This window comes from Mycobacterium sp. (assembly GCF_035499775.1).
GTDB lineage: Bacteria > Actinomycetota > Actinomycetes > Mycobacteriales > Mycobacteriaceae > Mycobacterium.
In genome coordinates, this window is sequence record NZ_DATJYB010000465.1 from 1 (window position 1) to 2,658 (window position 2,658).

At 63.8% G+C, this 2,658-nt stretch carries 2 protein-coding genes; one reads left to right on the forward strand and one right to left on the reverse strand.

Going from position 1 to position 2,658, the window contains the following annotated elements:
- Positions 1 to 959, forward strand: a 959-nt coding sequence (locus tag VML93_RS28780) for an alpha/beta hydrolase (RefSeq protein WP_325615670.1), incomplete at its 5' end; no start/stop codon positions are given.
- Here VML93_RS28780 and VML93_RS28785 read toward each other — a convergent pair.
- A partial coding sequence (locus tag VML93_RS28785) for a TonB-dependent receptor (protein ID WP_325615672.1) occupies positions 937 to 2,658 on the reverse strand: 1,722 nt, incomplete at its 5' end. The two genes, VML93_RS28780 and VML93_RS28785, sit on opposite strands and share 23 nt — an antisense overlap.

Genomic DNA, 2,658 nt, shown 5'->3' on the forward strand with positions numbered 1-2,658 from the left:
GCGCGGTTTATGAGGCGGTCGCACGCCACCAGGCGCGACGCGACTTCAAGGTGACCGGGGTCCTCGTCGATATCGGCGGCCGCCGGTTACATCTCGATTGTCGCGGGCAAGGCTCGCCCACCGTGGTTTTCGAGGCGGGCCTGGACACACTGGGGGCGCTCAGCTGGTCAGCCGTGCATGAGGCGGTTGCGGGCAGCACGCGCGCCTGCGCTTACGATCGCGCGGGAATGATGTGGAGTGATCCGCGCGAGGGTAAGGCCGATGCACAAGCCATCGCCGTGGATCTGCGGGCGGGGCTCAGAGCGGCGCATGAACCGCCGCCGTTCGTCATGGTCGGCCACTCTCTTGGCGGACCGTACGTCATGACTTTCACCCGCAACTTCCCCGACGAAGTGGCGGGCCTGGTGTTCGTCGATGCGTCACATCCCGACCAGGAGCTGCGCATGAAGCGGATTCTGGGTCGGGAGCTCAAACCCTCCGATACCCTTTTCAAGGTGGCCTCGGCGCTCGCCTGGATGGGTGTGCCGCGATTGATCTGGCCGAAGGGAGAGCCCGAGCCTGCGTCCGCTGCCGTTCAGGCAGCCGCCTTGGCTTATGGGCCCACGTCCCTACCGGCAGCGCTCGCGGAGGAGGAGGCCATCGACGACACATTCCGTGAGGCCGGCATGCTGCGGCGGCTTGGGGACCGTCCTATCGTCGTGCTGACGGGGATGAAACCCTTTCCACCCGATGCACTCAAGGCGATGAAGCTGTCGGCGCAGCAGGGCGCACTGCTGCAGAAGGACTGGCTGGCCATGCACGACGAGGAGGCCTCCTGGTCAACCCGCTCGACACATCGTCAGGTCGCGGACTCCAGTCATTACATTCAGTTCGACCGGCCCGACGAGGTGATCGCCGCGGTCCGGCAGGTTGTCGAAGCGGTCAGAGCCGAATCGGTTAGAACTGATAGCTCGCGCTGAGTCCGACCGTCCGTGGCCGCACGCGCATGCCGTACTCGACGGCTGCGATGTTGGGTCTCTGGATGATCTTGTCCTGGTTGAGCAGGTTGGTGACGAACAGGGACACGTCCAGCCTGGGCCACTGGACCCCGACCTTGCCGCCGACCACCATGTAGGCTGGCCGGTCGAAATCGGGGTCGCCGTGAAAGATGACACCCTGGCTGGTTCCCACCCATTGTGCGTTCAGGTTGGCGATGCCCCTGGCGCCGAAGGACAGCGGCTGGACGTAGTCCAGGTTCGTGGAGACGGAGTAGTCGGGTACGCCCGGTACCCTGTCGCCGCGCTCCACACCGAGCACGCTCACGGGCACCGTGATCTTCGCCGAGGTGTAGTTGCCACCGAGACTCCAGCGCAGGTGGTCGTTGAACTGGTTGGCCAGTTCGAGTTCCACACCACGGCTTTCCGCGCTGCCGATGTTCGCCTTGATGTCGAACGTGCAGGTGGGCAGCAGAATGTCCGTCTGGATGTTGTTCCAGCGGATGTCGAACAGGGCGCCTGACAGGCTCAATCCGTCACCGAGTGCGCGAGTCTTGACGCCAAGCTCGTAGCTCCAGAGCGAGTCAGCGTTGTAGGACGGTGGGGAGTGGGCGAAGCCGAGCGATGCCAGGTCTGCGGAGCACAGCGGCTCCGGGACCGGTCGGTTGATGCCGCCGTCGCGGAAGCCCTCGGACGCCGAGGCATAGATAGTCGTCCTGTCGAGTTCGTAGGACACCGCGCCTCGCGGCGTGAACTTGTTGCCGTTGGCCGACCCTGAGTAGGGCGGCCCGCTGGCAAAGAAACCCAGGGAGTTGAACGCCAGGTCCTCGGTGGCTTTTTCGTAGCGTCCACCGGCGGTCAGCTTGAGGTTGGGCAGCAGCTTGTAGTTGACCTGTCCGAAGACCGCCTTCTGCGTGTTCACGAACTCCGTGAAGGCATAGTAGATGAGATCATCCGGGAAGGCCGCCCCCAGCAGGTTCTCGGGCGAGTCGTGGTAGGTCGCCTCGAACGTGGAGTTGAAGCCGGGAATGTGCTCGTTGTCGAGCAGGCCGGTGCGCGTGCGTGAGTAGAAAAGACCTCCGATCCACGACCAGGCATCGTCCGGGCCGGATTTGCTGGCCAGGCGCAGTTCCTCGTGGATCTGGTTGACGTTCGTATTGAACTGCACCGGTGCCGGCAGGGCCCCGATCGCATCCCCACCGAACCCGTAGGTCTCCTGCAGGTATGACCCCAGGAACTCGCTGTCGTAGAACGTGCCGTCGATGTTGCGGTCATTGCGACGCCAGAAATAGCCGCTCACCGAGGTCAGATCCGACCAGCCGAAATCATATTTGAGCGTCAGGCTCGTCATCGCATACTCGTCGCGCCCGGTCTCGGCGAGCAGTGTCGGGGACTCATACAGGGGCAGATCCAGGCTGAACAGGTCCTGACCTCCCACGCTCACCCGCTGCAGGAACACCGCCGGAGTCACGATGAGCTGATCGGTGGGGCGCCACTCCAGTGTCGCGCGCACCACGCTGGTATTCACGTGGTTGATCTTCTGATCGACGATCGTCCCTGCGGCGTTGCGGTCTATCCACCCACTCTCATGGTCGAACAGTCCGCCGATACGCAAGGCTGCCTTGCCCTCGACCAGGGGCAGGTTGACGACACTGTCAATCTCACCGTTGGCCGCACCACCTTC